The 26,080-nt window shown below is 67.9% G+C and carries 23 protein-coding genes; 18 read left to right on the forward strand and 5 right to left on the reverse strand.

The annotated features are described in order from the left end of the window. Position 1: 1 nt before the first annotated feature. The 3 genes from V8683_RS12745 (at position 2) to V8683_RS12755 (ending at position 4,197) form a co-directional block, all read left to right on the forward strand. Positions 2–970: a helix-turn-helix domain-containing protein gene (locus V8683_RS12745; protein ID WP_411191765.1), complete on the forward strand. Its 969-nt coding sequence runs from the start codon at positions 2–4 to the stop codon at positions 968–970. 132 nt (positions 971–1,102) lie between these two features. Further along, the gene (locus V8683_RS12750; RefSeq protein WP_411191764.1) at positions 1,103–2,686 is read left to right on the forward strand and encodes a GMC family oxidoreductase; all 1,584 of its coding nucleotides are present in this window, start codon (positions 1,103–1,105) and stop codon (positions 2,684–2,686) included. Between the two features lie 14 nt (positions 2,687–2,700). Then, the gene (locus tag V8683_RS12755) at positions 2,701–4,197 is read left to right on the forward strand and encodes an aldehyde dehydrogenase family protein (RefSeq protein WP_411191763.1); all 1,497 of its coding nucleotides are present in this window, start codon (positions 2,701–2,703) and stop codon (positions 4,195–4,197) included. A 12-nt stretch (positions 4,198–4,209) separates the two neighbouring features. Here V8683_RS12755 and V8683_RS12760 read toward each other — a convergent pair whose 3' ends face one another. After that, positions 4,210–5,181 (reverse strand): helix-turn-helix domain-containing protein, encoded by a 972-nt coding sequence (locus V8683_RS12760; protein ID WP_411191762.1) that lies wholly within the window; start codon positions 5,179–5,181, stop codon positions 4,210–4,212. A gap of 180 nt (positions 5,182–5,361) precedes the next feature. Between V8683_RS12760 and V8683_RS12765 the strand changes: the two genes are divergently transcribed. The 4 genes from V8683_RS12765 (at position 5,362) to V8683_RS12780 (ending at position 10,777) form a co-directional block, all read left to right on the forward strand. Beyond that, complete coding sequence (locus V8683_RS12765) at positions 5,362–5,895, forward strand: 2,4'-dihydroxyacetophenone dioxygenase family protein (RefSeq protein ID WP_411191761.1); 534 nt, start codon at positions 5,362–5,364, stop codon at positions 5,893–5,895. Positions 5,896–5,915: 20 nt separating this feature from the next. After that, positions 5,916–7,211 (forward strand): MFS transporter, encoded by a 1,296-nt coding sequence (locus V8683_RS12770; protein WP_411191760.1) that lies wholly within the window; start codon positions 5,916–5,918, stop codon positions 7,209–7,211. A 2-nt stretch (positions 7,212–7,213) separates the two neighbouring features. Further along, positions 7,214–8,290, forward strand: a complete 1,077-nt coding sequence (locus tag V8683_RS12775) for a 2,3-butanediol dehydrogenase (protein WP_411191759.1) — start codon at positions 7,214–7,216, stop codon at positions 8,288–8,290. Positions 8,291–8,401: 111 nt separating this feature from the next. Beyond that, a complete protein-coding gene (locus V8683_RS12780) occupies positions 8,402–10,777 on the forward strand; it encodes a bifunctional acetate--CoA ligase family protein/GNAT family N-acetyltransferase (protein ID WP_411191758.1) in 2,376 nt (791 codons plus the stop codon). 34 nt (positions 10,778–10,811) lie between these two features. Here V8683_RS12780 and V8683_RS12785 read toward each other — a convergent pair whose 3' ends face one another. Beyond that, positions 10,812–11,354 (reverse strand): hypothetical protein, encoded by a 543-nt coding sequence (locus V8683_RS12785; protein WP_411191757.1) that lies wholly within the window; start codon positions 11,352–11,354, stop codon positions 10,812–10,814. Positions 11,355–11,447: 93 nt separating this feature from the next. Further along, a complete protein-coding gene (locus tag V8683_RS12790) occupies positions 11,448–12,284 on the reverse strand; it encodes an IclR family transcriptional regulator (protein ID WP_411191756.1) in 837 nt (278 codons plus the stop codon). A 355-nt stretch (positions 12,285–12,639) separates the two neighbouring features. Between V8683_RS12790 and V8683_RS12795 the strand changes: the two genes are divergently transcribed. From V8683_RS12795 to V8683_RS12835, 9 genes are all read left to right on the forward strand, one after another. Then, the gene (locus V8683_RS12795) at positions 12,640–13,719 is read left to right on the forward strand and encodes a sugar ABC transporter substrate-binding protein (RefSeq protein ID WP_411191755.1); all 1,080 of its coding nucleotides are present in this window, start codon (positions 12,640–12,642) and stop codon (positions 13,717–13,719) included. 8 nt (positions 13,720–13,727) lie between these two features. Beyond that, positions 13,728–15,281 (forward strand): sugar ABC transporter ATP-binding protein, encoded by a 1,554-nt coding sequence (locus tag V8683_RS12800; protein ID WP_411191754.1) that lies wholly within the window; start codon positions 13,728–13,730, stop codon positions 15,279–15,281. Next, entirely contained in the window at positions 15,271–16,311 is a 1,041-nt protein-coding gene (locus V8683_RS12805) for an ABC transporter permease (protein ID WP_411191753.1), read from the forward strand. The genes V8683_RS12800 and V8683_RS12805 overlap by 11 nt, the downstream gene beginning before the upstream one ends. Positions 16,312–16,341: 30 nt before the next feature. After that, positions 16,342–16,668, forward strand: coding sequence for a UxaA family hydrolase (locus V8683_RS12810; RefSeq protein WP_411191752.1), 327 nt, complete (start codon positions 16,342–16,344; stop codon positions 16,666–16,668). Between the two features lie 34 nt (positions 16,669–16,702). Further along, on the forward strand, positions 16,703–17,992 hold the full coding sequence (locus tag V8683_RS12815) for a UxaA family hydrolase (RefSeq protein WP_411191751.1): 1,290 nt from the start codon (positions 16,703–16,705) through the stop codon (positions 17,990–17,992). 55 nt (positions 17,993–18,047) lie between these two features. Continuing rightward, positions 18,048–19,088 carry an aldo/keto reductase gene (locus tag V8683_RS12820; RefSeq protein WP_411191750.1) on the forward strand — a complete coding sequence of 347 codons (1,041 nt, stop codon included), beginning with the start codon at positions 18,048–18,050 and terminating at the stop codon, positions 19,086–19,088. 1 nt (position 19,089) lies between these two features. Beyond that, entirely contained in the window at positions 19,090–19,932 is an 843-nt protein-coding gene (locus V8683_RS12825) for an amidohydrolase family protein (protein ID WP_411191749.1), read from the forward strand. Positions 19,933–20,017: 85 nt separating this feature from the next. Further along, the gene (locus tag V8683_RS12830; RefSeq protein WP_411191748.1) at positions 20,018–20,761 is read left to right on the forward strand and encodes an SDR family oxidoreductase; all 744 of its coding nucleotides are present in this window, start codon (positions 20,018–20,020) and stop codon (positions 20,759–20,761) included. A 57-nt stretch (positions 20,762–20,818) separates the two neighbouring features. Next, positions 20,819–21,667, forward strand: coding sequence for an ureidoglycolate lyase (locus V8683_RS12835; protein WP_411191747.1), 849 nt, complete (start codon positions 20,819–20,821; stop codon positions 21,665–21,667). A gap of 60 nt (positions 21,668–21,727) precedes the next feature. Here V8683_RS12835 and V8683_RS12840 read toward each other — a convergent pair whose 3' ends face one another. Then, positions 21,728–22,171, reverse strand: coding sequence for a PaaI family thioesterase (locus V8683_RS12840; RefSeq protein WP_462880641.1), 444 nt, complete (start codon positions 22,169–22,171; stop codon positions 21,728–21,730). Between the two features lie 287 nt (positions 22,172–22,458). Between V8683_RS12840 and V8683_RS12845 the strand changes: the two genes are divergently transcribed. After that, positions 22,459–24,081: a methyl-accepting chemotaxis protein gene (locus V8683_RS12845; protein ID WP_411191745.1), complete on the forward strand. Its 1,623-nt coding sequence runs from the start codon at positions 22,459–22,461 to the stop codon at positions 24,079–24,081. 24 nt (positions 24,082–24,105) lie between these two features. On the opposite strand, the gene V8683_RS12850 is transcribed toward V8683_RS12845, so the two are convergent. After that, positions 24,106–25,200 carry an AGE family epimerase/isomerase gene (locus V8683_RS12850; protein ID WP_411191744.1) on the reverse strand — a complete coding sequence of 365 codons (1,095 nt, stop codon included), beginning with the start codon at positions 25,198–25,200 and terminating at the stop codon, positions 24,106–24,108. A gap of 158 nt (positions 25,201–25,358) precedes the next feature. On the opposite strand from V8683_RS12850, the gene V8683_RS12855 reads away from it, so the two are divergent. Further along, positions 25,359–26,045 carry an MgtC/SapB family protein gene (locus V8683_RS12855; RefSeq protein WP_411191743.1) on the forward strand — a complete coding sequence of 229 codons (687 nt, stop codon included), beginning with the start codon at positions 25,359–25,361 and terminating at the stop codon, positions 26,043–26,045. The last annotated feature ends 35 nt before the right edge of the window (positions 26,046–26,080 follow it).

The raw sequence follows: 26,080 nt of genomic DNA on the forward strand, positions 1-26,080 counted from the left end.
CATGTCGGCCATCAACGATGAAATCGTCACGATTTCGACGCACGCGGTTCACGGCGACGAGCGCGCCAGGCTTTGGGTCGACCACGTCGCCCGCGCGCTGATCAACGTCGAATGCAGCGGCAAATCGTCGGAAGGGATCGACGCCACGCTGTGCAAGCGCGACCTGGGCCTCTTCCGGGCCTGCGATATCGTCGCGAACCGGCATGCGGTCGTCCGCACGCCGCACGACATTCGTGCCGACCAGCGCGACGCCGTGTTCATTTGCCTGATGAACGAAGGGCAGGGGTATACGTTCCAGGACGTCGAGTGCGTTACGCACGCTCCGGGCGACATCGTGCTCTACGACACGTCCGTGCCATACGGGCACGGCTTTCCCGCCGACATGGCGATGACCGTGATCGACGTGCCGCGCGACACGTTCGAAGCGCACGTGGGGCCATGGCGCTACCGGAGTCTCGTGAAGATCGATCGCGGCGACGGCGTGAATTCGTGGGCCGCGCAGCAGATCTACCGGCTGATCGGGCAACGGCACGATCAGCCGTTGCCCGCGCGCGAACAGATTGCCGCGAACGTGCTGGAACTCGTGCAGTCGATGCTGCGCATTCACGACGGCGACGCTTCGCTGACGAAGTCGACGGTCAACACGCTGTGGCGCGCGAAGGCCTTTATCGAAGCCCATCTCGGCGACGAGGATCTCGACTGTCATGCGGTCAGCCGCGCGCTTCGCCTCTCGCCGCGCCAGCTCGCGCGTGTGTTCGGCATCGAGGGCGTGCCGATTACCCGCTACATCCTCGCGCGGCGGCTCGAACGCTGCCGCGCCGATCTGCGCGACCGCGCGCTGAAACACCTGACGGTCAGCGAAATCGCCTTCCGCTGGGGGTTCAACAACAGCGCCCATTTCAGCCGCAGTTATCGCGCGCGTTTTGGCGAAACCCCCACGGATACGCGCCCGCTTTTATCTTCCCGCTGACCCTCTCCGCTCGCGTCCGCGGCGGGCAAGCCGCGCGTCCGCCACGGTCAAGCCCGTGCGTGGCCGCCTCGCTAAGCTGATCCTTCGGGCGGCGGTGTGCTTGCCGCCGCCAATCGAAGGAGAAGAAGCGGGATGGAGACGTACGACTATATTGTCGTCGGCGGAGGCTCGTCGGGGTGTACGGTCGCGCACAGGCTCGTGAAGGCCGGCAAGCGCGTGCTGATGCTCGAGGACGGACCGAAGGACGATAGCCTGTTCATCCGGATGCCGGCGACGTTCATCCGGGTGCTGGGCACCGAACGCACGACGATCTTCGAAAGCGAGCCGCAAGCGGGTGCCGCGGGTCGCCGGACCTTCGTGCCGCAGGGCCGCACGCTGGGCGGCGGCAGCTCGGTGAATGCGATGCTGTACGTGCGCGGCACGCCGCGCGACTACGACGAATGGGCCGCGCTGGGCTGCACCGGCTGGGCCTGGCACGACGTGCTGCCGGTGTTCAAGCGCTCCGAATCGCATATGCGGCTCTCCGGGCCTCTGCATGGAACCGAAGGACCCCTGAAGGTCAGCGACACGCGCTTTCGCCATCCGCTGAGCCTGGCCTTCGTGCAAGCCGCCCAGGAAACCGGCCTGCCGTATAACGACGACTTCAACGGCGAGGCGCAACATGGCGTGGGCTTCTATCACACCACGACGTTCAACGGCGAGCGCGGCAGCACCGCGGCGACCTATCTTGCCGATGTGATCGGCAGTCCGAACCTGCGCGTGATGACCGGCGCTCGCGTGACGCGGGTACTGTTCAGCGACCGCCGCGCGACGGGCGTCGAGTGGCGCACCGGCAGCGGCGAAACGGGCAAGGCGGCTGCGCGCGCGGAAGTCGTGCTGGCGGCTGGCGCGTTGGCCACGCCCCGGATCCTGATGCTGTCGGGCGTCGGGCCCGGCGGGCATCTGCGCGAGCACGGCATTCCGGTGGTCCACGACAGCGGCGACGTGGGCGCGAACTTTCAGGACCACCTCGAAGTGTCGATCTACGGAAACAGCCACGAGCCGATCAGCCTGCTCGGCCACGATCGCGGGTGGAAGGCCCTGAAGCACGGCGCGCAATGGATGCTGACCCGCACGGGCCTCTTGACGTCGAATGTCGTCGAGTCGGGCGCGTTCATCGACACGACCGGCGGCGATCGTCCCGACATCCAGTTCCACGTGCTGCCGACGCTGGTCGGCGACGTGGACCGCGAACCGCTGCCCGGACACGGTATCTCGATCAATCCCTGCATTCTGCGGCCGCGCTCGCGCGGCTCGGTGCGGCTGCGCAGCAATGATCCGGCCGCGCCGATCCTGTTCGACAGCGGGGCGCTCGCCGACCCGGCCGACGTGGACGTGCTGGTACGCGGCGTCGCGCTCGCGCGGCGCATTATCCGCGCGCCTTCGCTTGCGCGCGTCGTGAGCGAAGCGCACGCGTCGTTCGATCCACAGCAGCCGGCCGATGCGCAACTGGCCGACTATGTGCGGCGGCGCGCGAAGACCGTCTACCACCCGGCCGGCACCTGCCGCATGGGCGGCGATGCCGGCGCGGTGGTCACGCCGCGGCTGGAGGTCAACGGCGTGAGCGGGCTGCGCATCTGCGACGCGTCCGTCATGCCGCGCATCGTCTCGGGCAACACGAACGCGCCGACGATCATGATCGCGGAACGTTGCGCCGAATTCATGTTGAAGATATGAGGGAGTACGAAACGATGAGCACGAACTTGATCGACCTGCTGCCGGAAGTCCGCGCGTTCGCGCAACGCCGGCATGAGCCGTTCATCGACGGACGGCCTGCGGTTGCGCGCAGCGGCCGGTATCGCGAGGTGTTCGACCCGGCGACGGGCGAGGTCCTCGCCCAGGTGGCGGATTGCGACGCGAGCGACGTGGACGTGGCCGTACGCAGCGCGCGTGCCGCGTTCGACTCGCGGCGCTGGTCGGGCCTGCGGCCCGCGGATCGCGAACGCATCCTGCTGCGCCTCGCCGATCTGCTCGAGGCGCAGACGGAAGCGCTGGCGCAGCTCGAAACCCTCAATCAGGGCAAGTCGATCAATCTGGCGCGCGCGGTCGAAGTCGGCGCATCGATCGAATACGTGCGCTACATGGCCGGGTGGGCGACGAAGATTCACGGCAGCACGCTCGACGTCTCGATCCCGTTTCCGCCGGGCACGCAGTACACGGCCTTCACGCGCAAGGAGCCGGTGGGCGTGGTCGCCGGCATCGTGCCGTGGAATTTCCCGCTGATGATCGCGATCTGGAAGCTCGTGCCGGCGCTGGCCGCCGGGTGCACGGTCGTCATCAAACCTTCGCCGGAAACGCCGCTCACGGCGTTGCGGCTGGCGGAACTGGCGATCGAAGCCGGCATCCCGCCCGGCGTGTTCAACGTCGTGACCGGCGATGGCGCGTGCGGAGCGGCGCTGGCCGCGCATCCGTCCATCGGCAAGATTTCGTTCACGGGCTCGACGCCGACCGGCAAGCTCGTCGGCCACGCGGCCGTCGACAACATGACGCGCTTCTCGCTCGAACTGGGCGGCAAGAATCCGGCCGTGATGCTGGCGGACATCGACGTGGATGAGGCCGTGCAGCGCGTGGCGGCAGGGGCGTTCCTGAACCAGGGACAGGTGTGCGCGGCGGTTTCGAGGGTGTACGTGCACCGCAGTCGCTACCGGCAGATGGCCGAGGGCATTGCGGCCGCCGCCACGGCGATGACGCTGGGTCCCGGCCTCGATCCGGGTGCGCAGATCAACCCGCTCGTTTCGGCGCATCACCGTGCGCGCGTCGAGACACATGTGGCGGCCGCGCGCGCGGCGGGTCTGACGTTTCTCGCAGGCGGTACGCCAGTGGAGCGTCCTGGCTATTACGTGCGCCCGACCGTGCTCGGCGACGTGCGGCCCGATGCGGCGGTCATGCGCGACGAAGTCTTCGGTCCGGTGCTCGCGCTGGTGCCGTTCGACGACGTGCACGAGGCCATCCGGCTCGCGAACGACACGCGCTACGGACTCGCGGCGAGCCTCTGGACGCGCGACCTGGGGGCGGCGATGCGCATCGTGCGCGAGATCGAGGCAGGTACGGTATGGGTCAACTGCCACGTGCCGCTCGATCCCAGCATGCCGTTCGGCGGATTCAAGCAGTCGGGCATCGGGCGCGAGTTCGGCGCGGGCGCGGTCGATGCGTACACCGAAACAAAGTCCGTCTGCATCGCGCACTGAGCGCGTCGCGGCTCACCCCCGCGCTGTTTCGCGCAGCGCGATCGGCGAGGCGCCGTAGCGCTCGCGGATCGCGCGGCTGAAATGCGCCTGGCTCGAAAATCCCCAGCGAAATGCGATCTCCCCGACGGTCGTTCTGACAAGCCGCGGATCGAGCAGGTCGGCATGCGCGCGCACGAGCCGTTCGGCCCAGATGTACTGGGCGATCGAGAGGTCTTCGGCGGCGAACAGCCGGTTCAGATGCCGCAGCGACAGCCCGACCGCGTCCGCGACGGCTTGTGGCGTCAGTTCCGGGGCGCCCAGTTGCCCGGCGATGTATTGCTTCGCCGTCAGCCGATACGACAGCGCCGCGCGCGAGGCGCCCGCACCGCGCAGCTCGGTGCCGATCAGCGCGGCGAGCAGCGTGTGCGTGCGCTCGCGAAAATCCGGCGCGTCGTGCTCGTCCGGCCGTTTCATGAAGCGTTCGACGCTCGCACGCAGCGTCGCGCCGAGCATCGATGCGGGACCGGGCCGCGACGAGATCTTCAGCGGCAGGCGGTCCACGCTCACCTCGAAGCGCTCGCCGAAGGTCGTCGCCGGAACGTCGAACAGCAACTGGCGCATCGGCGTCAGGAAGCCGAAGAGATACGGTATGCGCGTGTCGTAGATGACGATGTCGCCTTCTTCGGCGAGCAGGCAGCGGTCGCGCTGAATGAAATACGCGCGCCCGCGCACGATCTGGCAGGCGAACACGGAATCCTTCGGCAGTGCCCGCACGAGCGCCGGATTGCGTTCGATGACGTGATCGTTGCCGCGAATGTCGGCCACGCAGAGGCCCGGCAGCGCGATATCGGTCTTCGCCACGTCGGGACCGTCGGGCGACAGCGACGAGCATCGCAGGCCGACCAGCGTCGTCGCATTGAAGGCCTCCCAGAACGCGGCACGCTCCGGCAAAGGCACGTCGGTCGTCGAGCCCCGCCTGCACGATAAAAAGGTCGAATGCGTCACGTCGGCTCCTGCGGGCGCAAGGGGTACCCGTGCGCCCGGTTGGGGGAGGAAATTCCGTTACCTGGGGGGGCCGGTGCGATGTCCGGCCCGGTCAAACAATTCGTCCAGCTTAGTCAAACGCGGCCTGCGCCGTCTGGATAAAGTCCAACGTACGACGCCAACATAACGAGGAGACAGATCGTGGTCCACCAGGCCGTATCCGAATTCTGGCAACACATTGCACCGATTGCCAATCCGTTCAAGCCCGACGCGTTGCCCGAAGCGTACATCGCGAATGCGCCGACCGACGACGAGCGCTACTACGTGCCGTTCACCGAAACGGTTTCGTCGCGGCCGCTGTGGATCTCGCCGCAGCAGAACAAATGGTGCGACGTCCTGATGGCCAAAAGCGCGGGGCTCGTCAATCGCCACTATCACCCGCATGAAGTGTTCGCTTACACGATCTCGGGCAAGTGGGGCTATCTCGAGCACGACTGGACCGCGACGAAGGGCGACTTCGTCTACGAAACGCCGGGCGAGGGGCACACGCTCGTCGCGTTCGATCATCCGGAGCCGATGCGGGTCTTCTTCATCGTCAAGGGACCGCTGATCTGGCTCGACGAGGCCGGCAACCCGGACGGGTATTTCGACGTCCATTCGTATATCGCGATGTGCAAGGCGCACTACGAGAAAGTCGGTCTCGGTGCGCAGGCCATCGAGCAACTCTATCGCTGACGCGCACAACGAGGTCAGCCATGAATTCCTCCCCTTCCCGAGGCATCGCGACGTATGAAAACAGGCTGCTGCTGATCCTGTTCGTGACGTTCGGCTTCGTCTTCTTCGACCGGCTCGCGCTGTCGTTCCTGTTTCCGTTCATGTCGGCGGAGCTGCATCTGAGCAACGCGCAGCTCGGCATGATGTCTTCCGCGCTTGCGCTCACGTGGGCGCTCTCGGGCGCGATCACCGGCGCCTGGTCGGATGCGCGCGGCACGCGCAAGCCGCTGCTGGTCGTCGCCGTGCTCGGCTTTTCCGTCTTTTCGGCGCTGTCCGGGCTCGTCGGCGGCTTCGCGAGCCTGATCGCGTTTCGCGCCTTGATGGGCATTGCGGAGGGGCCCGTGTTGCCGCTCTCGCAGTCGCTGATGGTCGAGAGTTCGACGCCGGGCCGCCGCGGTCTCAACATGGGGCTGCTGCAGGGCTCGGCCGCCGGGCTGCTCGGCGCGATGGTCGGGCCGCCCGTGGTCATCTCGATCGCGACGGCCTACGGCTGGCGCGAGTCGTTCTACGTCTCGTGCGTGCCGGGACTGATCATCGCGTTCTGCATCTGGCGCTGGGTGCGCGAGGTGCCGCCGGGCGGCGCGCAGCACGTGCAGGCCGAGGTAGGCGTCCACCCTGCCGGTGCGGGTGTCGGCCGCTGGGCGTTGCTGAAAGAGCGCAATATTTTGCTGTGCGTATTGATCAGCTGCTTCTTCCTCACCTGGTTTATCGTCATTATCTCGTTCGCGCCGACGTACCTTGTCAGCGGCCGCCATTTCTCCGCGGCGGACATGGGCGTCGTGATGACCTGTCTTGGCGCGGCGTGGGTGTTCTGGGGCTTCGCCGTGCCCGCGATCTCCGACCGCATCGGACGCAAGCCGACGATGATCGTGTTCGCGCTGATCTCGGCAACGTGTCCGGTCGCGATGGTCCATATCGGCTCGATCTGGGCGCTTGGCGCATTCGTGTTCGCCACGTACACGGGCCTCGGCTGCTTCACGCTGTTCATGGCAACGATTCCCGCGGAGACGGTTCCGCCGCGCGCCATCGCGAGTGCGCTCGGTCTGATCATGGGCGCGGGCGAACTGATCGGCGGCTTCGTCGCGCCGACCGCCGCCGGCTTTGCGGCAGACCGCTACGGGCTGTCGCTCGCGATGTGGCTCTCGGCGAGCGGCGCGATCGTCGCCTGCCTGCTGTCCTTCGGTCTGGTGGAAACCGCGCCCGCCGTGCTGCGCAAGCGCGCCCTTGCCGAGGCAGCCGGGAAACCGCTCGGCATGCAGAACCTCGGAGGCCGTTGAGGATGCGTGCGCTTCAATGGTTCGGGCCGCGCGACGTGCGGCTCGTCGAGATCGACACGCCGCGCGTCGGGCCGGACGATGTCCGCGTCGAGGTGGCGTACTGCGGGATCTGCGGCAGCGACCTGCACGAATACGCGGATGGCCCGCACGCGATTCCTGTCGAGGTGCCACATGCGCTGTCCGGACGCGTCGCGCCGCTGACGCTCGGCCACGAGTTCTGCGGGACCGTCGCCGAAGTCGGCGCGAACGTGACGACGCTGCGCGTGGGCGACCGCGTTGCTGTCGAGCCCGAATACCGGTGCAGCCAGTGTCTCTATTGCCGGTCGGGGTCGTACAACCTGTGCGTTTCGATGGGATTCGCCGGCCTGATGGGCGACGGGGGGATGGCCGATTTCGCGGTCGTGCCGTCGTACATGCTGTACCGCTTGCCGGACGAGGTGAGTCTCGAACAGGCGGCGGTGCTGGAGCCGGCCGCCGTGGCGTTGCACGCGCTGCGACGGGGGCAGTTGAATCTCGGCGAGACGTGCGCGATCGTCGGGCTTGGGCCGATCGGTCTGCTTCTGATCATGCTGGCGAAGCTGCAGGGCGCAACGGCGATCGTCGCCGTCGACGTATCCGCCGAGCGGCTGGCCGCGGCACGGCGGCTCGGCGCGACGCAGGTGCTCGACGCGCGCGAGCATTCGCCCGACGCGCTGCGGCAGGCGATACGCGGCGCGACCGGCGGGCATGGCGTGCACGTGAGTTTCGAGGCGGCGGCCTTGCCGGCGACGTTCGAAACCGCGATGAGCGCGTTGCGCAAGGGCGGCAATCTCGTGATGGTCGGACTGATGCCGCGCGCCGGCTTCGATGCGTTTCGCGCCGTCAACGACGAACTGAGTTTTACCGCGAGCGTAGGCTATCGCCAGGCATACGAGGACTTGCTGCGTATCGTCGCGTCGGGCGCGCTCGATCTCACGTCGATCGTGACGAAGACCGTGCCGCTCGAAGACGCTGTTCGCGAAGGTTTCGACGCGCTGCTGGCGGATCGCAGGCAGATCAAGATCCTGGTCGCGCCGGCGCGGCCACCGCTTCGTTCGTGATCCGCCTCCTCGCGCAACCTTGCGCGAAATCCACGCGCCGTTCACCCGATTCGCCTATCCTGACTCCGTGCCGCGGCGCAAGCGCCGCTATCCCGACAGTCAGGAGCGCCCGTGACCGTACGTAATCTCGACGCAGTATTCCAGCCCAGGTCGATCGCCGTGATCGGCGCCTCGCGCCGCGTGGGCAGCATCGGAGAAATGGTGTGGCGGCGCGTGATCGAAGGCGGCTTCGCCGGGCCGCTCTGGGCCGTCAATCCGCGCCGCACGGGCGACGAGCAAGGCTTCGGCGGGCATCCCGTGCTGGCGGACGCAGGCGACCTGCCCGAGGCGCCCACCGTCGCCGTGATCTGCACGCGGCCGTCTACGTGGCCCGCGCTCGTGCATCGTCTGGGCGGCATGGGCACGCGCGCGGCGATTCTGATCGGCGAGGTGCGCACCGACACCGACCGCGCCGATCTGCGCCATGCGCTGGCCGCCGCGCGGCCGCATCTGCTGCGCATCGTCGGGCCCGGCAGCGTGGGCGTGCTCACGCCTGCGCTCAACGCGCAGCTCGGCGCGGCTACGTCGGTAGCGAGGCCGGGCGGCGTCGCGTGGGTCTCGCAGTCGAACGTGCTCACCAACGCCGTGCTGCGCTGGGCCGGCGCGCGCGGGCTCGGTTTCTCGCACGTGATTGCGCTGGGCGACGAAGCCGACGTGGATGCGGGCGACGTGCTCGACTATCTCGCGAGCGATCCCGCCACGCGCGCGATCCTGCTCGAACTCGACACCGTGCGCGCGCCGCGCAAGTTCATGTCGGCGGCGCGCGCGGCGGCGCGCAACAAGCCGGTGCTCGCGCTGCGCAGCGGCCGCGACGATCCGGCCGACGGACTCTACACGGCGGCGTTCCGGCGCGCGGGCATGGTGCGCGTGGACACGCTGGACGACCTGCTCGACGAAATCGAAACGCTGGGTGTGGGGCGCGTTGCCACGAGCGACACGGCCACGCTCATCACGAGCGATCGCGGCGTGGCGACGCTGGCGCGCGACGCGTTCAACGAGGCGGGCGACACGCTCGCCTCCTGGACCGACGAAGCGCGTACGGCAATGGAGAAGGCGTTGCCGAACGTGCGGGCGGCCAATCCGCTCGTGCTGGGCGAAACGGCGAAGCCCGAGCACTTCGCGCTCGCGCTGCAGGCGCTCGGGCCGCATCCGAAGACGGGGACGGTTTTCGTCGTGCACGCGCCCACGCACAGCGCGCCGGTCGACGCGGTGGCGCGCACGCTGATCGAGAACCAGCGGGTGGCGTATCGCGGCATGCTGGCGTGCTTTTTCGGCGGCGTGAGCGACGAAACGCGCGATGCGTTGCACGCGCACGGCATTCCGGTGCATACCACGCCGCGGCGCCTCGCGCGCGCGTTCGCGCGTCTCGTCGATTACCGGCTGGGCCGCGAACTCCTGATGCAGACGCCCGAGGGCACGCCCGCGCAGCAAGCCGGCGCGATCGAGGCGGCGCAGGGACAGACCTGTGCCGCGCTGGCCGCGGGGCACAGCGAACTTGCGGGCGAGGCGGCGGCGAAGCTGCTGGGGCTTTTCGGCCTGCGGGCCTGGACGCCTCCCGAAGGCGAGGCGGCGCGCGCGGCGAAGCCGGTAGTGGAAGTGACGGTCGAGTTCCGCGACGACGAGAACTTCGGCCCGGTGTTCTACTTCGTTGCACCGTCGCCGGACGGCATCGCGCCGCCCATACGCGTGTACGGGCTGCCGCCGCTCAATCCAATGCTGGCGCGCGACATCGTCACGCAGTCGCCCTATGTGCCGCGCGTGGATCCCGCGGCCACGCTGGCCGTGCTGATCACGCTGTCGCAGATCGTTTGCGACGTGCGCGCGATTGTCGGCATGCACGTCACCTTGCGCGTGCTGCCCACCGAAACACTGATCGACGTGCCGCGTCTCATGCTTGCCGAGAAGCGCAGCCGCTTCGCGATCATGCCGTACCCGCGCCGGCTGGAGGAAACGCTGGACTGGGGCGGCGAGCGCGTCACGATCCGCCCGATCCGCCCCGAGGACGAGGCGCAGCACCGCGCGTTCATCGAGTCGATGACGCCCAACGATCTGCGCCTGCGCTTCTTTTCGGCCGTGCGCAGCTTCGATCACTCGCAGCTCGCCCGCATGACGCAGATCGACTACGACCGCGAGATGGCGCTCATCGCGACCGTGGACGACGAGCACGGCAAGCCGCGCACGCTGGGCGTGGTGCGCGCCGTGGCGGACCCGGACAACGAAACGGCCGAGTTTGCGGTAGCGATCATGTCGAATCTGAAGGGCAAAGGGCTGGGCCGTCTCTTGATGGAGCGCGCGATAGCGTATGCTCGCACGCGCGGCACCCACTGGCTGGTGGGCGAGGCGCTGCGCGAGAATGCGCCGATGATCGGCCTCGCGCGCGCCTGCGGTTTCACTGTGGCGCCAACCGAAGATCCCGGCGTGGTGGGTTTCCGGATGGCGCTGGATTAAACCGCGGCGGGTTAAGCGTGGGTGGAGTCAGGCATCAGGCCGCAATCTTCGCGAGCGCGTCGTCCACCTGGCCGCGCGTGAGCGAGAGTTCTTCGAGCCAGGCCTCGGCGTAGCTTGCGCCGGTTTCCTTTTCGAGGCGCGCGATGGTCGCGGCGCAGCGCGCGGCGTCCTTCGGCGTGGCGATGAAGGTCTTGACCGACTGGCCGCCCTGGAACGCCTCGAAGAGCGGTGCGCGGATTTCTTCCGGCAGCGCGCGCGTCCACTGGTGCGTCTTGCCGTTGAACGTCAGCGAGGGCGGCAGCACGCGCTCCTTCTTCGTGGCCGGAATCAGGCCGTAATTGCGCGCGGCTTCGGCAATCTGCTCGGGCGAGAACAGCTCGTCGGGCGTGATCTCGAACTGGTCGATCGCGGTCTCGACGGTCTTCATCGCGTCCGCGCGGTCGTCGCGCTTCTTCTGCGCGCGCGCGACGATGTCGCGCAGCTCGTCGGCTTCGTCGGTCGTGATCGTGAAGCTGGCCTGCTTCTGCTGAAGCTCGGAAAAACGCTGGAATTCGTGATCGGTCAGAAGTTTCGCCATGAGGTGTGGAGTACGCGGTATGCCGTATTTTGCGGGGCCGCCATTCTAACCGGTTTGGATGCACGCGTTCCAGTTGGCGCGGCCGCCCGCGCCTCAGCCTTCCTCTTCCCGAAACATCGAAAGCTCCTGCACCGTTGCCCGCAGCATCTGCGTCGCTTCTTCCAGCGAAGGCGCCACATACTCGTCGATGCGCTTGAGGTACGGGCAGGTGAGGGCCGCGATGGCCTGACCGGCCGGCCCGAGCACCGGGAACGTCACGTCGGTCACGCCGAAGATCTGCTGACTGTCCGTGCGCGAAAAGCCGGCCTCGCGAATCTGCGCGCAGGCCGTTTCGAGCGCCGCGTGGTCGATCGTCACTTCGCCTTTCACCTTCGTGTGTTCCGCGAGCATGTGCGCGCGCTGCTCCGGCGTTTGCCAGGCGAGGATCGAGCGGCCCGAGCTCGTATCGACGAGCCCCACGCGCGAGCCGAGCCGCACCGCGATGCCCCATGTGCCGGGTCCGTCCACCTGGGCGATCACGAGCAGGTTGCCGCGGTCGTACATCGCGAGGTGACACGACTGTTCGGCGTCGTTGGCGAAGTGCTGCATGAGCGGCAGCGCCTGAACGATCAGCCGTTCCGTGGGCGGATGGCGGTGCGCGAGCGCGAAGAGTTTCAGGCTCAGCGCATAGCGGTCGCCCGCTTCGGAGCGGATCACGTACTGGCGCGCCACGAGCCGCTCCAGCATCCGGTAGATCTCGCTCGCGTTGCGTCCCAGCGCCTTCGTGATCTCCGCCCGCGTAAGGCCGCCGCGCTGTTCCGCGAGCAGTTCGAGGATGTCGAGACCCTTGTCCAGCGCGGGTGCGCGGTAGCGGTCCACGTCGTCCTTCTCGTCTTTTTCTTCCCGTTCGTCCGGCCCGCGGCCTTTGCGGTTTTTCTGCTGGATGTCCATCGACGTCCTCTCTTGTCGTGACCCGATTATCCGGGGCGCGATGCACCGCGCGGCAGGGGCCCCAGGGAAAGCACCGAGCCTTGCTGCGCTGCACATGTCTTGACCAACGAATATCCGTATATGAATAATACGTTCACTGATGAATGAAGATACATCAGGGTTGTACTGGAAGGGAAGGGCAGTCGCAACGGCAGCGCCGGCAGTCCGGTCACTCCAGACGGGCGCGGCGCGGCCAACATGCAGGTTCACAAAGGGATCGCCATCAGCGCTGAAGCGCGAACGGCGATCGACAGCTTTGCATGAGACCGGAGTAAGCGCTAAAGCGCCAACTCCGGATCGACAAAAGGAGACAGACATGGCGTTCGCATCCGGGCCCGCGACGGCCCGCCGTTCCACCGAATCCCGCCAGGCCGGCAAGCTGGCGCGTGCCGCCGCGAAGGCGCTCTGCGTTGCCGCGGCCTGCACGGCCGCACTCGCCGCGACAGGGCCGGCGCAGGCCGCCGACCTGGGCAAGGTCGGCCTCGGCCTGCCGCTCTTGACCTCGCCCTTCTGGCAGTCGTACGACAATTACCTGTCGACGTACGCGAAAGAGATGGGCATCGACATCCTCGCGCCCGTCAATTCGAACAACGATCCCGCGCAGCAGATCACCGACATGAACAACATGGTGAATCTGGGCGCGAAGGGCATCGTGGTCGGGCCGATCGACTCGGCGGCGATCAGCCGCGCGCTCGACAACGCCGCGCAGAAGGGTGTCAAGGTCGTGGCCGTGGACGTGGCGCCGACGCAGGGCAACGTCGCGATGGTGGTGCGCGCCGACAATCGCGCCTACGGTTCGAAGGCGTGCGACTACATCGGCCAGCACGTGAAGTCCGGCAAGGTCGTGCAGATCATGGGCGACCTCGCTTCGGTGAACGGCCGCGACCGGTCCGAGGCGTTCCGCGCCTGTCTGAAGCTGTATCCGAACCTCTCGCTGCTGGAGATTCCGGCGGGCTGGAAGGGCGACGTGGCGGCAAGCGCGCTGGACAGCCTGCTCACCGCGAACCCCGACGTGAAGGCGATCTACATGCAGGCGGGCGGCGTGTATCTCTCGCCGACGCTGCAGACGCTGCGTCGCAAGCAGATGCTCTTCCCGGCGGGCGATCCGAAGCACATCGTGATCGTGTCCAATGACGGCATTCCGCAGGAATACGAAGCAATCCGCAAGGGCGAGATCGACGCCACCATTTCGCAGCCCGCGGACCTCTATGCGAAGTACGGCCTGTACTACATCAAGGCCGCGCTGGAGGGCAAGACGTTCAAGCCCGGCAAGACCGACCACGACAGCACGATCGTCCAGCTTTCCACCGGGATCCTGGAAGACGAACTGCCCGCGCCGCTCGTGACGAAGCAGAACGTGGACGACAAGAACCTGTGGGGCAATACCGTCAAGTGAGGGCCCAGATGAGCGATCGAACGAGCGGCCAGAATCAGGATCTGCTGCCTGTCGTGGAGGCGGAAGGCGTGACGAAGCGCTACGGCTCCACGGCGGCGCTCGCCGGCGTGAGCCTGCGCGTCATGCCGGGCGAGTCGCACGCGCTGGTGGGCCGCAATGGCGCCGGCAAGTCCACGCTCGTTTCGATCCTCACGGGGCTGCGCAAGCCCGACGAGGGCACGGTGCGCTTCAATGGCGAGACCGCGCCGCCGCTCGCCGACCGCGATGCCTGGCGCGAGCGCGTGGCGTGCGTCTATCAGCATTCCACGATCATCCGCGACCTGAGCGTGGCCGAGAACCTGTTCATCAATCGCCAGCCCAGACGGCGCGGCGTGATCGACTGGCAGGCGATGCGGCGCGACGCGCGCGCGCTGCTCGACCATTGGCGCATCGACGTGCGCGAGGATGCACGGGCGGGCGATCTCACGGTGGAAGCGCGGCAGCTCGTGGAAATCGCGCGGGCGCTCTCGTACGGCGCGCGCTTCATCATCCTCGACGAGCCCACCGCGCAGCTCGACGGCGAGGAGATCAAACGGCTCTTTCGCCGCATCGACGAGTTGCAGCGCGAGGGGGTGACGTTCCTCTTCATCTCGCACCACCTGCAGGAGGTGTACGAGATCTGCCAGGCCGTGACGGTGTTGCGCGACGCGCGCCATATCGTCAGCGCGCCGGTGGCGGAGCTCCCGCGCGAACGCCTGATCGAGGCGATGACGGGCGAGCGCGGCGGCCTGAACGTTGCCGACGCCGCCGCCCGCGCGCCGCTGCCCGCCGAGGCACAGGTCGTGCTCGACGTGCGGGGTATTACAGGACACGACTACCGCGACGTATCGTTCGCAGTGAAGCGCGGCGAAGTGGTCGGCCTCACGGGCGCGACGAGCAGCGGGCGCACGAGCGTGGGCGAGGCGATTGCCGGCCTGAACGCGCAGCGCTCGGGCGAGATTCGCGTGAAGGGTGCGGCGCTGAAGCCCGGCGACGTGCCCGCCGCGCTCGCGCAGGGCGTTGCGTGCGTGCCGAAGGACCGGCACCACGAAGGGCTCGTGCTCACGCAGTCCATTGCGGAGAACGCCACGATGACCATCGCGGGCCTGCTCGGCCGCTTCGGCATCGCGCCGCCTGCGAAGAAGCGCGCCATGGGGCAGCGCATGATCGAGGCGCTCGGCATCGTGGCGCAGGGACCGGAGCACGTCGTTTCCGGACTCTCGGGCGGCAATCAGCAGAAGGTCGTGATGGCGCGCGCGCTGGCGAGCCATCCGGACGTGCTCGTGCTGATCGATCCCACCGCCGGCGTGGACGTGAAGTCGAAGGAGGCGCTGCTTTCGGTCGTCGATCGCGTGCGCGGAGGCGAAGAGGGCGAGCAAGGCGGCAAGGCCGTGCTGGTGGTGTCGAGCGAACTCGACGATCTGCGCACCTGCGACCGCGTGCTGGTGATGTTTCGCGGCGAGATCGTGACGGAGTTCCCGGCGGGCTGGCAGGACCACGAAATGATTGCATCGATCGAAGGAGTCAGTCTTCATGAAGCCTAGTGTTTCGACGTCCGCGTTCGCCGCGGGCGAGCCCGGCCCGCTTTCCACGGGGCAACGCGCGCGGCCGCGCATCGAGCTCGCGCGCCTGCGCGACTTCGCCCTACTGCCCGCGCTGCTGCTGCTGATCGTGATCGGCGGCTTCGTGAGCCCGAGCTTTCTCACGAAGGCCAATCTCATCAGCGTGCTCGGCGCTTCGGCCGCGCTCGCGCTCCTCGTGCTTGCCGAGTCGCTCATCGTGCTGACCGGCAAGTTCGACCTCTCGCTCGAATCCACCGTGGGCATCGCGCCCGCTGTCGGGGCGATGCTCGTGATGCCGGCGGCGTCGGCAGGCTTCGGCCTGCAATGGCCCGCGTTCGTGGGGCTCGTCGCGATTCTCGCCGTCGGGGCGCTGATCGGTTTCATCAACGGCTTTCTCGTCGTACGGCTGCGGCTGAATGCGTTCATCGTCACGCTCGCCATGCTGATCGTGCTGCGCGGCATGCTCGTGGGCGCGACCAAGGGCGGCACGCTGTTCGACATGCCACCCTCGTTCTTCGCGCTTGCCACCACCATCGTGCTGGGGCTACCGCTTTCGGTCTGGCTTGCCGCCGTTGCGTTCGCCATCGCCGCGTTCATGCTGCGCTATCACCGCACGGGCCGCGCGCTCTACGCGATCGGCGGCAATCCCGACGCGGCGCGCGCCGCCGGCATTCGCGTCGAGCGCATTACGTGGGGCGTATTCGTGCTGGGCAGCATCCTCGCGGCACTCGGCGGCCTGATCGTCACGGGCTATGTGGGCGCGATCAACGCAAACCAGGGCAACGGCATGATCTTCACCGTCTTCGCGGCGGCCGTGATCGGCGGCATCTCGCTCGACGGCGGCAAGGGCACCATGTTCGGCGCGCTCCTCGGCGTGCTGCTGCTGGGCGTGGTGCAGAACCTGCTCACGCTGGCCCAGGTGCCCTCGTTCTGGGTCCAGGCGATCTACGGTGCGATCATTCTCGGCTCGCTGATGGTGGCGCGGCTCGCGGGCGGCGAAGCGCAGAACTGACCGGCAAAATAGCAATCGCGGAGAAACAACGTGAAGAGCGGCACCCCCAACACCGACTTTCGCCTGATTCTGCTCGCGCCCGAGGACAACTGCCTGATTGCGGCGGCGCGGCTGGAAGCGGGCACGGTCGTCGAGATCGAAGGCGAGCGCGTGACGTTCGCGAAGACGATCGAGCTCGGCCACAAGGTTGCGCGGCGCGCGCTCGCGAAGGACGAGAAGGTGCTGCGCTACGGCGCGCCCATCGGCCACGTGACCGGGCCAGTGGCGCGCGGCGAGCATCTGCATACGCACAACCTCGAAAGCGACTATCTGCCGACCTACACGCACGACGCCGGGCACGCGTACGTGCATCACTGACGCTTAAACGTTTTTCGCAGGCAGGACACCCGTCATGAACGACACCCGCATCACCCCGCCTCTCGAAGGCTGGCTGCGCAGCGACGGCCGTAAGGGCATACGCAACGTCGTCGCGGTGGCCTATCTCGTCGAATGCGCGCATCACGTCGCGCGCGAGATCGTCGCGGAGTTTCGCGAGCCGCTCGACGCGTTCGACGACGGCGCCATACCGGACGATTCCCCCGTGCATCTGATCGGCTTTCCGGGCTGCTACCCGAACACCTATGCGGAAAAGATGATGGAGCGGCTCACCACCCATCCGAACGTGGGCGCGGTGCTGTTCGTCTCGCTGGGCTGCGAGAGCATGAACAAGCATTACCTCGTTGAGCAGGTGCGGGCCAGCGGCAGACCCGTAGAAGTCCTGACGATCCAGGAGAAGGGCGGCACGCGCAGCACGATCCAGTACGGCGTGGACTGGGTGCGCGAGGCGCGCCGGACGCTGGGCGCGCAGCAGAAGGTGCCGATGGGCGTCGGCGAACTGGTGGTCGGCACGATCTGCGGCGGTTCGGACGGCACGAGCGGCATCACGGCGAATCCGGCCGTGGGCCGTGCGTTCGACCAGCTGATCGAGGCGGGCGCAAGCTGCATCTTCGAGGAAACCGGCGAGCTCGTGGGCTGCGAGTACCACATGAAGAACCGCGCGGCGCGACCCGAACTCGGCGAGGCTATCGTCGCCTGCGTGGCGAAGGCCGCGCGCTATTACTCGATTCTCGGGCACGGCTCGTTCGCGGTAGGCAACGCGGACGGCGGGCTCACCACCCAGGAAGAGAAGTCGCTGGGCGCGTATGCGAAGAGCGGCGCCTCGCCTATCGTCGGCATCGTCAAGCCCGGCGACGTGCCGCCCACGGGCGGTCTTTATCTGCTCGACGTGGTGCCCGACGGCGAGCCGCGCTTCGGCTTTCCCAACATCAGCGACAACGCCGAGATTGCGGAGCTCATTGCCTGCGGCGCGCACGTGATTCTCTTCACGACGGGGCGCGGCTCCGTGGTGGGCTCGGCGCTCGTGCCCGTCGTCAAGGTGTGCGCGAATCCGCTGACGTATCGCAATCTGGCGGGCGACATGGATGTCGACGCGGGGCGGATTCTCGAAGGCCGCGCGACGCTGGACGAAGTCGGCCGCGAAGTGTTCGACGCGACGCTGGCCGTCGCGGCGGGCGCGCCCTCGAAATCCGAGGCGCTCGGGCATCAGGAGTTCATCCTGACTTACAAAACCTTCGAGCCGGTGGGTCCGGCGTGCCTGCCCGCGGGGGCGCGTCTGCCCGTGGTCGGGATCGCGGGGCATTGACGCGCGTCGCACGCGGCGTAATCTTTGAACACGGTTCTTTCGGGAGGCACGAGGCATGGCGCAGGAACGGCATCCACAGGTGGCAGGCAGGCGGCGCATCGGCCGCACGGCACTGGAGGTGAGCGCGCTGAGCCTCGGCACGGCGCCGCTCGGCGGGCTCTACCGCGATCTGACCGAGGAGGAGGCGCAGGACACCGTCGACGCCGCATGGGACGCCGGCCTGCGCTTCTTCGATACGGCGCCGCACTACGGGCACACCAAGGCCGAGCATCGGCTCGGCGCGGCGCTGCGGCGCCGTCCGCGCGGCGAGTTCGTGCTCTCGACGAAGGTGGGGCGGCACTTCGTGCCGCGCACGCATCCTTACGACGGGAGCGAGGGCTGGCAGGATCCGCTGCCGTTCGAAGCCATCTACGACTACACGCGCGACGGGATACTGCGTTCGTTCGAGGACAGCCAGCAGCGGCTCGGCATCGTCGAGATCGACATCCTGCTCGTGCACGACATCGGCCGGTTCACGCACGGCGACCGGAATGCGCACTATTGGCGGCAGTTGACCGAGGGCGGAGGCTTTCGCGCTCTCGACGAGTTGCGCTCGGCCGGCGTGGTGAAGGCGCTGGGCTTCGGCGTGAACGAGCGCGAAGTGATCCTCGAAGCAATGCGCGAATTCGACATCGACTGTGCGCTGCTGGCGGGCCGCTACACGCTGCTCGAACAGGCGCCGCTGGACGATCTGCTGCCGGCGTGTCTCGAACGCGGCGTGAGTCTCCTGCTGGGCGGGGCGTTTAACTCGGGCATCCTCGCGCACGGGCTTTCCGGGGACCGCAAGTTCAACTACGGCGATGCGCCGCCCGAGGTGGTCGAACGCGTGGCGCGGCTCGAGGCCGTGTGCCGCGGCTTCAATGTGCCGCTCGCGGCCGCCGCGCTGCAGTTTCCGTATGCGCATCCCGCCGTCGCGACGGTGCTCAACGGCGCGCGCAACCCGGCAGAAGTGCGCGAAAACGCAGCATCGTTCGAAGTGGTCATTCCTGCCGGCTTGTGGACCGCGCTGCGCGACGAGGGTCTCATCGATCCGCGCGCGCCGCTGCCCGCCCACTGACATGACGACGAACGCACGGATCGACGCCCACCAGCATTACTGGGACCCGGCACGCGGCGATTACGGCTGGCTGACGCCCGATCTGTCCGCGCTCTACCGCACCTTCGGCCCGGCCGATCTCGCGCCGCTGCGCACGCGCTGCGGCGTGACGCGCACGGTTGTCGTGCAGGCCGCGCCGACGGTGGAGGAAACACGCTACCTGCTCGCGCTGGCGCGCGACGATGCATCGATCGCGGGCGTGGTGGGCTGGGTGCCGCTCGACGACCCGCAGGCGCCGGCGTTGATCGCCGATCTCGCGCGCGAGCCGAAATTCCGGGCCGTGCGCCCGATGCTGCAAGACTTGCCCGACGACGCGTGGATTGCCACGGCCGATACGTCGCGCGCCATCGACGCGCTGATTGCACACGACCTTGCCTTCGACGCGCTGATCTTCACGCGCCACGCGCCTGCACTTGAAATCTTCCTCGCGCGCCATCCGGCGCTGCGCGTGGTGATCGACCACGGCGCGAAACCGCCGATCCGTGACGGCGCCGCGGGATGGTCCGCCTGGGCCGATGCCGCGACGCGGCTCGCGCGTTTTCCGCAGGTGCACGGCAAGGTTTCGGGGCTCGCCACCGAAGCGGCGCCGGGCTGGGACGACGCGATGCTCGAACCTTACGTTACGCATCTGCTGAGCGCTTTCGGCGCGCAGCGTCTCATGTGGGGCAGCGACTGGCCAGTTCTGAACCTGAACGGCGACTATGAGCGCTGGCACGCGTGCGCGCATCGTCTGCTGCGCAGCTTGAGCGAAGCGGAGCGCGCGGCGGTGTTCGGCACGAACGCGGCGGCGTTCTATCGCCTGTGAGAACCCCGACACGAGGCAAGATTCTTCATCCCCTGAATGCGGCGAGGCGCGCAGCACCCGGCCGCGATTCCAACCGGAGCAGCTTATGGCACAACGACTGGCCGGCAAGACGGCCTTGATTACGGCGGCGGGGCAGGGCATCGGCCTCGCCACCGCCGAACTCTTTGCGCGCGAAGGTGCGCGCGTGATCGCAACCGACATTCGTCCCGACGCGCTCGCGGGGTTGTCCGTCGAAGCGCGGCGCCTGGACGTGCTCGACCCGAAGGCCATCGCCGCGCTCGCGGGCGAGCTGGGCGCCATCGACGTGCTGTTCAACTGCGCGGGCTTCGTGCACGCGGGCTCCGTCCTCGAAGCGAGCGAAGAGGACTGGGACTTCGCGTTCGACCTGAACGTGAAGGCGATGTACCGCATGATCCGCGCGTTCCTGCCCGCGATGCTCGAAGCGGGCCGCGGCTCGATCATCAACATGTCGTCGGCGGCGTCCAGCGTGAAGGGCGTGCCCAACCGCTGTGCTTACGGCGCGTCGAAGGCGGCTGTGATAGGGTTGACGAAGTCGGTCGCCGCCGACTTCGTGACGCGCGGCATTCGCTGCAACGCGATCTGCCCCGGCACCGTGGCCTCGCCTTCGCTCGAAGAGCGCATCGCGATGCAGGCGGGTGCACAGGGCACGAGCGTCGATGCGGCGCGCGCGGCCTTCGTCGCGCGTCAGCCGATGGGCCGCGTCGGCAAGCCGGAGGAGATTGCCGCGCTGGCGCTCTATCTCGCCTCGGACGAGTCGTCGTTCACGACCGGCCAGGCGCACGTGATCGACGGCGGCTGGGCGAACTGAGCGCACCGCACCGCGCCGCGATTGAACCGCAGCCATGTTCCAGAGGAAAGACAGACGATGAAACTGCTTCGCTATGGGCCGAAAGGCCATGAAAAACCGGGCCTGCTCGACGCCGAAGGCCGCATCCGTTCGCTTTCGGGCGCGGTGGCCGACATTGCCGGCGACGTGCTCTCCGACGCGGGTCTGGCGCAACTGCGCTCGATCGACCCGGAAACGCTGCCGATCGTCGAGGGCAATCCGCGCCTTGGGCCCTGCGTGGGCCATATCGGCAAGATGGTGTGCATCGGCCTGAATTACGCCGATCACGCCGCCGAGTCCGGCATGCCCGTGCCGCCCGAGCCCGTGGTGTTCAACAAGTGGACGAGCGCCATCGTTGGCCCGAACGACGACATCGAGATTCCGCGCGGCTCGAAGAAGACCGACTGGGAGGTGGAATTGGGCGTCGTGATCGGCAAGCACGCGAAGTACGTGGACGAAGCCCACGCGCTCGATTACGTGGCGGGCTATTGCGTCGTCAACGACGTTTCCGAACGCGAATGGCAGATCGAGCGCGCCGGGCAGTGGGACAAGGGCAAGGGCTTCGACACCTTCGGCCCGACGGGCCCCTGGCTCGTCACGCGCGACGAGGTGCCCGATCCGCAGAATCTCGACCTGTGGCTCGAAGTGGACGGGCATCGCTACCAGAACGGCAACACGCGCACGATGATCTTCCCGGTCGCGAAGCTCGTGTCGTATCTGTCGCAATGCATGAGCCTGCAGCCGGGCGACGTGATCTCCACCGGCACGCCGCCGGGCGTCGGCATGGGCATCAAACCCTCGGCCATATTCCTGAAGCCGGGCCAGACGGTGCGCCTTGGCATCCAGGGCCTCGGCGAGCAGATGCAGAAGACGCGCGCCGCCGAGTAAGCGGCTGCGCGCACCGGCGAGGGGGCCGCGCCCCTTCGTCTCGCTCGTCCCCCTCGTTTCTCAGCCGGCGGCCTCCGGCTCGCCGCGCCCCGGTCGTTCCGGGAGCCGGCTCACCGTTCCCTGCGCGAGCGCCACGAGGCGCGCGTCGCCGTTATCCATCACGAACACGCTGCACTGGCAGGTTGCCTGCTGTCGTCCCGCATGCACGACTTTCGCGCGGGCCACGAGCGTCCCGTTGAGCGCGGGCCGCAGATAGTTGATCTTGTATTCGCCGGTCACGACGCGCGGGCCGAGCGCCAGCGCTCCCGCGAAAGTCAGCGCGTTGTCGGCGAGGTAGCTGATCACGCCGCCGTGCACGAAGCCATGCTGCTGCCGCAGTTCGTCCCGAATCGTCAGCCGCAGCGTCAGCTCGTCCTCGCCCACATGCATCAGTTCGGTGCCGAGCAGCACGCTGAACGGCTGCGCGTGAAGCGCCCCGCGCGCGCGATCCACCAGATCAGTCATCGTCGGATTCCCCGGGTCCAGGCCCGCATGGTTTCCTAACCACTCTAGGAAGTGCCTCGCTGCGGCGCAAGGTCAATCGGCGCCACGGTGCCCTGAATTGTTGCGGAAAATGCGCGCAATGCCGCAAGAATTGTTTCTGCATTCATGCAATTTGCATTCCGGGGCGGTTTTTTCGCGGTTTTGGGCTCAAAACAACGTTTGCGCGGCCGTAAACGCAGATTGGGCGTGAGCGACCACATGCTGCGCGCCGGTTTTTCCCCTCAGCCACCCGACCCCAGGTGTTCAAGATGTTCAGCAAGATCAAGGTCGCTTCAGGCCTGTTATGTGTGCTCGTCGCCTTCTGCGTGCTGCAGCTCGTGACGGCAGGACTCGGTTTCTGGGCGCTCACGCGCACCCACGACGACGTGGACAAGCTCTCCCGCGTGGCCCTGCGCCAGACCAACGCGGCCAACGAAATCACCCAGCAGTTGATGGACGCGCGCATCAACCTCTCGCGCGCGGGCACGCGCATGGTGCGCGGCGGCACCGAACCCGCCGACATCGTCGGTCACGCGCGCGAGCAGCTCGCCACTGCCGACCGTACGTTCGCCGCGCTCGCGAACGTGCCGCCCGTGGACGAGGAGGACCGCGCACACATCGATGCGCTCACGCAGCGCTACCAGGTGTTTCACAAGGCGCTCTGCGAACTGGCTCAGGACCTCGATGGCAACAACATTCAGGCTTTCCTCGACCAGCCCACGCAGTCTTACCAGGACGCCTACATCGCCGAACTGCACAGTTTCGCGCAGTACAGCGCGGCGGCGAGCCGCGACTCGCTCGATTCGATCGATACGCGCATGGCGCTCTTCAAGTCGGTCGGCCTCGCCATCCTCGTCGGCCTGATCGCGCTCGTGGTGGGCGTGCATACGGGGCTGCGGCGCGGCGTGGTCGCGCCGCTCGAAGAGGCGGGGCGCCATTTCGAGCGCATTGCGCGCGGGCGTCTGGACGAGCGCGTGGCCGCGCGCGGCGACAACGAGATCGGCCGGCTCTTCAGCGGCCTCGCGATGATGCAGGCGAGCCTCGCGCGCACGGTGCACACGGTGCGCGAAGCGGCCGGCTCGATTCACGTGGGCGCGAACGAGATCGCGACCGGCAACGCCGATCTCTCGGCGCGCACGGAGTCGCAGGCCGCCTCGCTCGAAGAGACCGCCGCGAGCATGGAAGAGCTGACCGGCACGGTGCGCAACACGGCCGACAACGCCCGCGAGGCGAGCGCGCTCGCCGACGCGGCGCTCACCGCCACGGCGCGCGGCACGTCGGTGGTCACCGAGGTGGTCGAACGCATGCAGGGCATTGCCGACAGCTCGGACAAGATTGCCGAGATCATCGGCGTGATCGACGGCATCGCCTTCCAGACCAACATCCTCGCGCTGAACGCGGCCGTGGAGGCGGCTCGCGCGGGCGAGCAGGGCCGCGGCTTCGCCGTGGTGGCGGGCGAAGTGCGCGGGCTCGCGCAGCGCAGCGCGCAGTCGGCGAAGGAGATCAAGACGCTCATCAGCGAGTCGGTGGCGCAGATTCGCGGCGGCTCGGAACTGGTCGCGCGCGCGGGCGAGGCGATGGAGCAGGTGTCCACGTCGATCTCGCGCGCCACGCAGATGATGACGGGCATCAGCGCCTCGTCGCTCGAACAGAGCGCCGGCATCGAGCAGGTCAACCAGGCGGTCTCGCAGATGGATCAGATGACGCAGCAGAACGCCGCGCTCGTAGAGGAGGCCGCCGCGGCCGCCGCGTCGCTGCACGAACAGACGCAGCAACTGGCCAATGCGGTGGCGGCCTTCGAAATCTCGCCGGCCGTCCTCTCGGACGGGCGGGCGCTGGCAACGGCCGGCGCGTTGCGCACCGAGCCCGAAGCGCAGTTGTTGCTGAGCTGATCCGGGCTTGCGTTGCCGCCGCGTTTAGCGCGGCAGCGCGAGGTACGCCGTGAGCAGGTGATAAGGCGTCGTCGACGGCATGTCGGCGCGCGCTACGTCGCCCGCCGCGTCTCGGCACTCCACCCACCCCTGCGGCGTGAGAAAGCGCCCCGCGAAGCGCTCGATCTGCGTGGGCAGCGTCGCGCCCGCGGCGGCGTCGCCGCGCGTCGCGACTGTCGCGATAGCGCGCAGGTATTCGGTCTGCGCCCAGATCCGCTGCGTCGGGTCGATCACCCGCCCGCTTTCGTCGAGCGCTGCCGCCACGGCGCCGCTCGCCGGGTCCACGCCGTGCTGCACGGCGAACGGGAACGCGCGCGCGAGCGCCTCGTCCAGCCCGGACGCGCCCAGCCGCCCCGCGGCGCACGAGGCCAGCCAGAACCATTCGAACTGATGTCCGGGTTCCAGCCGGTTGTCGGCTGAGCCCAGGGGCAGTTCGGCGATGCAGCCCGTCGGCGCGTGCACGAAGGTGCGCGCCACGGCTTCCACGAGCCGCGCGATCGCCGTATCGAAGGCGGCGTCGCCGGTGGCCTCGCGCGCGGCGAGCCAGGCTTCGGTCAGATGCATCAGCGGATTCTGTATGGGCGTGCCCGTCACGGTCGCGAAAGAGGCGTCGAGCGCCGCGTTCAGGAGTCCGTCCCCGGCGGCGAAGCGGTCGACGATCAGCGCGGACGTGCTCTGCGCCAGCTCCAGCGCCGCCGCCACGCCGAAGCGTGCGCCATAGACCGAGCAGGCGAACACCACGAAGGCGTGCGTGTAGAGGTCCTTGGTGGTGTCGAGCGGTGCGCCCTGGGCATCGACGCTATAGAACCAACCGCCGCGCGCGCTGTCCTGAAAATAGTGTCGCAGCGATTCGAACAGCGTATGGGCGTGCGCCGCGTCGCCGGCCTGGGAGAACACGAACAGCTGGCGGGCGCAGGCCATTGCGCGGTAGCGCGTGACCGGCAGCGGCGCCGCGCCGGCGGCTTCCACGGCCTCATAGGGCAGGCGCAGCGCCGCGTTGAAGCCCGGACCGCGCCACAGCGGCAGGACGATGCGGTCGAAGTGGTCGCGCAGTCCTGCTGCGCCAATGAGTGTGTTCATGGTTGGGCGTTGCCGGGCGCCGTGGCCCGCAGTAAAAGATCGTCGGCGATTTTACGCCGAGCGGCGCGGGCGCAGCGAGGGCCGCCGTTCGCGCGCTGTCGGCGCACCGGGACAAACAGGGCGAAACCCGTCCATACCAATAAAGGAGAGTGGCAACCATGCTCAGTAATGCGGAACTCATCTCGCGGCTCGTGCTGGCCGCCGCCCTCGGCAGCGTGATCGGCTTCGAGCGCGAACGGCTCTCGTGGGCCGCGGGGCTGCGCACGCACATGCTGGTCAGCGTGGGCTCGGCGCTCATCATGATCGTTTCGGCATTTGGCTTCGCCGATGCCCTCAAGACCGATCACGTCGTGCTCGATCCTTCGCGGATGGCCGCGCAGGTCGTTTCGGGCATCGGCTTTCTCGGCGCCGGGTCGATCCTGCTGCGCGGCGAGATCGTGCGCGGCCTCACCACCGCCGCGAGCCTGTGGTCGGTCGCGGCCATCGGCCTCGCCGTGGGCGGCGGCCTCTACACGGGGGCCATTGCGGCGACCATCATCATTCTGATCATCCTCGCCGGCATCAAGCCGCTGGAGCGCCGCTTCATCACCTTCCGGCAGCGCCGGCAACTGACGCTGCTCGTCGAGCGCGGCAAGCTCACGTTCCATTCGCTGCACGATGCGCTCGGCACTTCGAGCTCGCGCGTGAAGCAGTTCGTCGTGCAGCAGAGCGACGACTCGGCCGAGCTCGACGAGGTGATGATCACGCTGGCCCGGGTTTCTTCGATGGAATACGAGGCCATCTGCACCGTGCTGCGCCGGCTGCCGGGCGTGAAGGAGTTTCGGGAGGACGACACGCAGGGCTGAGGCTGAGGCGGTGCGAGGTTGGGCCGAACTGGGCC

Source organism: Paraburkholderia sp. AV2 (assembly GCF_054968425.1).